At 70.9% G+C, this 5929-nt stretch carries 6 protein-coding genes; 3 read left to right on the top strand and 3 right to left on the bottom strand.

What is annotated here, in order from left to right:
* A partial coding sequence (locus GT354_RS35790) for an alpha/beta hydrolase (protein WP_161360552.1) occupies nt 1-543 on the top strand: 543 nt, incomplete at its 5' end.
* 70 nt (nt 544-613) lie between these two features.
* On the opposite strand, the gene GT354_RS35785 is transcribed toward GT354_RS35790, so the two are convergent.
* Nucleotides 614-1708 carry a serine hydrolase domain-containing protein gene (locus GT354_RS35785; RefSeq protein ID WP_161360555.1) on the bottom strand — a complete coding sequence of 365 codons (1095 nt, stop codon included), beginning with the start codon at nt 1706-1708 and terminating at the stop codon, nt 614-616.
* A 383-nt stretch (nt 1709-2091) separates the two neighbouring features.
* Between GT354_RS35785 and GT354_RS35780 the strand changes: the two genes are divergently transcribed.
* Complete coding sequence (locus tag GT354_RS35780) at nt 2092-3261, top strand: epoxide hydrolase family protein (protein WP_346012332.1); 1170 nt, start codon at nt 2092-2094, stop codon at nt 3259-3261.
* A 120-nt stretch (nt 3262-3381) separates the two neighbouring features.
* On the opposite strand, the gene GT354_RS35775 is transcribed toward GT354_RS35780, so the two are convergent.
* Nucleotides 3382-4224 (bottom strand): bifunctional 5,10-methylenetetrahydrofolate dehydrogenase/5,10-methenyltetrahydrofolate cyclohydrolase, encoded by an 843-nt coding sequence (locus tag GT354_RS35775; protein WP_161360551.1) that lies wholly within the window; start codon nt 4222-4224, stop codon nt 3382-3384.
* A complete protein-coding gene (locus GT354_RS35770; protein ID WP_237535798.1) occupies nt 4221-4976 on the bottom strand; it encodes a cyclodeaminase/cyclohydrolase family protein in 756 nt (251 codons plus the stop codon). Before GT354_RS35770 ends, GT354_RS35775 begins: the two co-directional genes overlap by 4 nt.
* Between GT354_RS35770 and GT354_RS35765 the strand changes: the two genes are divergently transcribed.
* On the top strand, nt 4975-5634 hold the full coding sequence (locus GT354_RS35765; protein WP_161360550.1) for an aminoglycoside phosphotransferase family protein: 660 nt from the start codon (nt 4975-4977) through the stop codon (nt 5632-5634). The two genes, GT354_RS35770 and GT354_RS35765, sit on opposite strands and share 2 nt — an antisense overlap.
* Nucleotides 5635-5929: the final 295 nt, after the last annotated feature.

Raw genomic sequence — 5929 nt, 5'->3', positions numbered from 1 at the left:
CGGGTGATCGTGGTCGGGCAGTCGTTGGGCGGCTTCAGCGCGTCGCTCGCGGCGGCGCGGCTGCCGACGGCGCTCCTCGTGCTCGTCAACGCGATGATCCCCAGGCCCGGCGAGACCGCCGGTGAATGGTGGGGCAACACCGACCAGGACGCGGCGCTGCGTGCGAACAACGTACGCGAGGGACGCGCCGCCGACGCCGCGTTCGACCCGCTCCTCTACTTTCTGCACGACGTGTCGCCGTCCCTCGTCGCCCGGACGTGGGCGCATCAACACGGTCAGTCCGACGCCGTGTTCGCGAAGCCGTGGCCGCTGAGCGCGTGGCCCGACGTGCCGACCCGGGTCTTGGTCGGCACGGACGACCGCTTCTTCCCCGCCGGGTTCCAGCGCCGCGTGGCTCGGGAACGACTGGGCATCACCCCCGACGAGCTGCCCGGCGGCCACCTGCTCGCCCTTGCCCGACCGGTGGAACTGGCCGACCGCCTGGAGGCGTACCGGGCCGAGATCGAGGGCGAGAGCCGAAGGGCGACCGTGGCCGACGGGTGAACGTGACGGCGGCGGCCGATCGCCCTCGGCCGGGTGAGTGACCCGCCGGGCAGACCTCAGGAGGCGTGCTTCAGCGGCACAGGGCCGTCTCCACGACACTGTCGACGCGCGCCCGGGCCGCCTCGTCGTTCAGCTGCATGGTCACCGCGACGTTGGCGGCGCGGCCGTCGTCGGTGGCGCCGCCTCGGGTCTCGTAGCCGGGGAAACTACCCCCGTGACCCCAGTACAGGCCGCCGTTGCGGCACGGCAGGGGCTTGCTCACGATCCCCAACCCGTAGCGGGCGCCCGGGCCGAAGGTGCCTTCGGCGGGAACGGTGTCGGCGCGCATCCGGTCGAGCTGGGCCTGCGGGAGCAGGCGGCCGTCCAGGAGCGCGGTGAAGAACCGGTTGACGTCGGAGTCGGTGGAGATCAGCTGACCGGCCGCCCAGCCCCACGAGGGGTCCGTTTCGGTCACGTCGAGCAGCGGTGCACCCGGCGAATCCTGGTAGTAGCCCTTGGGGTGGGCTCCTCGGATGGTCGCGTCACCGGGGGCCGGGAAATAGGTGTGCCGCAGCCCGATGCGTTTGATGATCCGCCGGTCCATCTCCTTGGCGAGGGGGCGGCCGGTCACCTTCTCCACGATCAGGCCGGCCAGTACGTAGTTCGTGTTGCTGTAGCGCCAGCCCTTGCCCGGTTCGAAGTCGGCCTTGTGCCGGAGAGCGATGTCGAGGAGCTCGCGCGGCTCGAAGTATCGGACGTCGTCGCCGAGGTAGTTGCTGTAGTTGGGCAGCCCGCTGGTGTGTTGCAGAATCTCGCGGACCTTGATGTTGCGTCCGTCGATCCCTTCGCCGCGGACGAGGTTCGGCAGATAGGTCTCGACCGGGGCATCGAGATCGATCTTGCCTTCGGCGACCAATTGCAGCACGACCACGGCGGTGAACGTCTTGGTGTTGCTGCCGATCCGCACCTGCCCGTCCCTGGGCACCTTCGCGCCGGTTGCCAGGTCGCCGACTCCCGCCGTGTAGGTGCGGGTACGGCCGTCGCGGTCCTTGACGCTCGCCAACGCGGCGGGCGGGCCGTCCGGGCGCAGCAGTGCGTTCAGGCCCTGCTGAACGCTGTCCGGCCTCTTGGCGGCGGACGCGGCGGGTGGTGCCAGGACGCTCATCGCCATGACGCCCACCGCCATCGCGGCCACGGCCGGCACGGTCGAGCGCCGACCGATCCGCCACTTGGGAGAACGGATCCTGTGCCAAGCCTGTTCACGCACGTGCCAACCCCTGGGTAATCGTCGGAAGTGTGGTGGCGGATGCCGTGACCAGCATGTCCGGCCGCATCCGCACAGGGCGATCGTGTTACCAGGCGGGCTCCGGTGGGGCTAACCCCCGGGTTGGTCGTCGGCCGCCGGGGCGCGAGGGCCGGTCCCGATCCGGCCGACCTCGGCACCACGTCTTGACGTCGGGGGTGCTCGACGCGAGGCTCGGGGCAGGACGCGGGGTGGGTCGGGCACAACCGGAACGACCCCCACCAGCGCGACCCACAGCACGGGTTCGGCAACGAGGAAGGCTGATCGTGGTGATCGATCCCGGGTCGGCCGGAGCCGATGTGCGGCCCTTCGAACTGGCGGTACCACAGGCGGAGTTGGACGATCTGCGTCGGCGTCTGTCGGCGGTGCGGTGGCCCGACGAGGTGCCGGGGATCGGGTGGGCCCAGGGGGTGCCGCTCGGATACCTGAAGGACCTGGTCGGGTATTGGCGGGACGTCTACGACTGGCGGGCCGAGGAGGCGCTGCTCAACTCTCACCCGCAGTTCACCACGACCATCGACGGCGCGAACATCCACTTCCTGCACGTGCGTTCTCCGGAGCCGGACGCGCTGCCGTTGATCCTCACGCACGGTTGGCCCGGGTCGGTGGTGGAGTTCCTCGACGTCATCGGGCCGCTCACCGATCCGCGGCGGCACGGCGGGGATCCGGCGGACGCGTTCCACGTGGTGATCCCGTCGCTGCCGGGCTACGGCCTCTCCGGGCGCACGTGCGGTGGTGGTTGGGACGTCGCGCGGATCACCCGGGCATGGGCCGAGTTGATGCGTCGGCTCGGATACGGGCGCTACGGCGCGCAGGGTGGCGACTGGGGGCACACGATCGCCCGCGAGTTGGGTGTCGTCGACGCCGAGCACGTGGTCGGTGTGCACCTGAACATGCTGTTGACGCCGCCACCTCGGGATCCGGCCGTATCGGCCACGCTGTCCGACGACGATCGCGCACGGCTCGACACTCTGGTCGCATCCTGGCCCGAGTTGTCGGGCTACGCGAGTATCCAGAACACGCGGCCGCAGACGCTCGCCTATGGACTCACCGATTCGCCGGTGGGGCAACTCGCTTGGATCGTGGAGAAGTTCAAGGAGTGGACCGACGCCGCTTCCGTTCCGGAGGACGCGGTCGGTCGGGATCGGATGCTGACCAATGTGATGCTCTATTGGTTGACCGGGACTGCGGGGTCTTCGGCGCGGCTGTACTGGGAAGCGCATCGCGGCGGGCCGATCGGGGGCGGGCGTTCCGAGACGCCCACGGGGATCGCGGTCTTCGCGGCCGAGCATGCGCGGCCGGTGCGGCGGTTGGCCGAGCTGTCCGAGAACATCGTGCACTGGGCCGAATACGGGCGGGGCGGGCACTTCGCGGCGATGGAGGTGCCGGAGTTGTTCGTGGGGGATGTGCGGGACTGTTTTCGGCTGGTGCGGTGAGTGCGCTTGGCGCTTGGGTTTTTTTGGGTTCCCGCCCGCACCACCCGTGCTGTTTGCGGGGTGGCTGCGGTTTTACAGCCGGTGGTGGGGCTGGTCCGGCCTCTTGGGGAAACAGGGGGATCAGGGGGTTGCGGCGCTTGTGGTGTGGTGTAGGAGTAGGGCTGTGGTCACCGGGCCCACTCCGCCTGGGACCGGGGTGAGGGCGCCGGCGATTTGTGCGACTTCGTCGGCTGCCACGTCGCCTACCAGGCCGCCGTCTTCGGTGGGGTTGGTGCCCACGTCGATCACGGTCGCGCCCGGGGCCACGTGGGCGGCGGTGATCAGGCCGGGGCGGCCCGCTGCGGCCACCACCACGTCCGCGCTCGCGGTGATCGCGGCCAGGTCCTTGGTACGCGAGTGGCACACGGTGACGGTGGCGTTTCGGTCGAGCAGCAGGTGCGCGGCCGGCTTGCCGACCACGGTGGAGCGGCCGACCACCGCGACGTGACGGCCCGTCAATTCGATGCCGTGATGGTCCAGGATCGCCACCACCGCCGCCGCGGTGGCCGGCGCGAAGGCCGGCAGGCCCGCGGCGAGTCGACCCAGGGACAGCGGGTTGGCGCCGTCGACGTCCTTGCCGAACGCGATCGCGCCCGCCAACTCCTCGGGCACCGCGCCGGCGGGCAGCGGCGTCTGCAGGATGATCCCGTGTACCGCGCCGTCGGCGCTCAGCCCCGCCAACGCGGCGCGGATCGCGTCCGGAGTGGCGTCCGCGCCCAGGTCGACGACGTCGCACCCGATGCCTACCTTCGCGGCGGCCTTGGCGATCGAACGCACATACCACGCGCTCGACTCGTCGGCCGTGGCCACGACCACCGCGAGCTTGACGGTGGTACCGGCCGCCGCCAACGCGGCGGCGCGCTCGGCGGTTTCGGTACGGATCGCGGCGGCGAGTTCGCGGCCCGACAGGACGACGGCGGTCATCGGGCGATCTCCTTGCGCACGGCGGCGGTGACCTGCTCCGCACGCAGCGCGATGTCGTCCACGCGCCCGGCCTGGGACGTGAGTTCGGCGCGGGCGCCCTCGTCCTTGATGCCGGCGAGGTTGATCTCGATGTTCACTCGCGCGGTGGTCGCGGCGGCGCGAGCGGCCTCCGCGGCGGCGGCGATGTCGGTGACGACGTTCGGATTGCCGATCGGCAGCAGTTTCTCGGCCAGTTCGACGCACGCCGCCGCGACCACGATCACCTCGGCCGGCGGCTTGGCCGCGCCCACCAGCGCCGCGGCGATCGTGGCCGAGCGCTCGGCCACGGCCTCTTCCGTATCCTTGGGCAGCTTGTACGACTCCGTCACCGCCGTGAACGCGTCCGCGTCGTCCTGCGCCAACCGCAGCGCCACGGACCGCAGTTCGTCCGTCAACGCGATCACCTCGGCGATCGACGCCGCGTGCTGCGCGTACCGGTCGCCGGTCGTGTAGCGCGCGACCATGCCGAGCAACGCCGCGGCCTGCGCGACGTGCAACGCGGCGGACGCCCCGCCACCGGGTGCGGGCACACGATCGGCGAGTCGGTTCAGGAATTCGCTGATCTTCTCGTCGCGCATGAGCGCCAGTCCTTCGGTCGGTGGGTCGGCCGCATGTCCGGAAATCCTCGCATGCCCGACGATGACCACGAAAAGAGGGCGGATCGCGTGATCACCCGGGTGGGCGACGGCGCACTGCGACAGACTGGCCGGCATGGAGCTGATCGCACGGGGGCGGGACGCCGATGTGTACGCCCTGGACGCGTCGCGGGTGTTGCGACGATACCGGGACGGCGGACCGACCGAACAGGAATCGCGCCTGATGCGACACCTGGCGGCGAACGGCTATCCGGTTCCGCACGTGTACGAGATCACCGAAACCGACATGGTGTTGGAGCGACTGACCGGGCCGACCATGCTGGAAGCGCTGTCTCGGCAGCCGTGGCGGCTGCCGGCCCTCGGTCGGCTCCTCGGTTCCCTCCACGACCGGCTCCACGCGCTGCCGGCCCCGGAGTGGCTGCCGAAGCGGTTCGCCACGGCGGGCGACGACCGAGTGCTGCACCTGGACTTCCACCCGGGCAATGTCGTCCTGACCCCGAGCGGCCCCAGCGTCATCGACTGGCGCAACGCGGGAGCCGGAGACCCCGCTGCCGATCTGGCGATGACGCTGGTGACCGTGGGTAACGCCGACGCCCCCGGCCTCGTCGCCCGACTGGGCCGGGGCCTGTTTCTGCGCGGCGTCCGCAGCGCCAGTGAGAGCGATCCGAACTTTCGGGTCCGCGACGCGGCCGACGCCAAGCTCGCCGACCCGAACCTGACCCCCGCCGAGGCCGCGCGGCTGCGCCGAGTCGGGGCGAAGGGAAGCCACCGCTGAACCCGCCCACGGCCGGCGAAATGTCACCGGGTGTGCCCCGTGCGTCGTCGGGTTCGGCGAGCCGGCGAGGCGTACCGTCGACGTTGTGTATGCGAGCGAACAGGTTTGGTGCCCACCGGACGCCCCCGTCACCGCTGCCTCGAACCCACCGGTCACCCCGACCGCGCGGCGGTGCGCGCGATGAGCGTCGTCGTGTTCGCCCACCACGAGGTCGGGTGTCGCAGCATCGAAGTCCTGACCGAATTGGGGATCGACATCGCCTGTGTGTACACGCGCGCGGACGACCCGGCCGAGC

This window comes from Streptomyces sp. SID3343 (genome assembly GCF_009865215.1).
In the GTDB taxonomy this organism is placed as follows: Bacteria; Actinomycetota; Actinomycetes; order Streptomycetales; family Streptomycetaceae; genus Embleya.
Note: the sequence above shows the minus strand (reverse complement) of the source record. Positions and strands in the feature narration are given on the sequence as shown.

Bases quoted from the DNA above. Each gene is read 5' to 3' on its own strand.
- GT354_RS35785 (WP_161360555.1), bottom strand. From the start codon at position 1,708: ATGGCGGTGGGCGTCATGGCGATGAGCGTCCTGGCACCACCCGCCGCG.
- GT354_RS35775 (WP_161360551.1), bottom strand. From the start codon at position 4,224: ATGACCGCCGTCGTCCTGTCGGGCCGCGAACTCGCCGCCGCGATCCGT.
- GT354_RS35765 (WP_161360550.1), top strand. From the start codon at position 4,975: ATGGAGCTGATCGCACGGGGGCGGGACGCCGATGTGTACGCCCTGGAC.
- GT354_RS35770 (WP_237535798.1), bottom strand. From the start codon at position 4,976: ATGCCGGCCAGTCTGTCGCAGTGCGCCGTCGCCCACCCGGGTGATCAC.